This is a genomic window from Rhodococcus sp. PAE-6, from assembly GCF_025290685.1.
Taxonomy (GTDB): Bacteria; Actinomycetota; Actinomycetes; order Mycobacteriales; family Mycobacteriaceae; genus Rhodococcus; species Rhodococcus pyridinivorans.
The window spans coordinates 1-236 of record NZ_JAOCLZ010000235.1; the positions used below are offsets into that span (position 1 = coordinate 1).

The 236-nt window shown below is 66.5% G+C and carries 1 protein-coding gene; it reads right to left on the reverse strand.

Translation table 11 applies throughout. The features are described 5' to 3' along the window. A partial coding sequence (locus NVV99_RS26875; protein ID WP_313906277.1) for an AMP-binding protein occupies positions 1-222 on the reverse strand: 222 nt, incomplete at its 3' end. Between the last annotated feature and the right edge of the window lie 14 nt (positions 223-236).

A 236-nucleotide genomic window follows, 5' to 3' on the forward strand; every position in this document is an offset into this window, starting at 1 on the left:
TTGTCCGATCATGAGGCCGACCCGGGTCTCGGGGCCGACACCGGCAGCGATCAGCGCACGCGCACACCGGTTCACACGCTCGTCGAATTCCCTGTAGGACACCGACGTTCCCTCGTGAACGTGGGCGATCGCATCGGGGCGACGATCGGCGTGCGCCCGGAACGGATCGGGAAGGACGGATGAGTCCGACCGGCGGTACTTTCCCCTGCCGATGTCGAGCAGCCTGGTCCGATCGT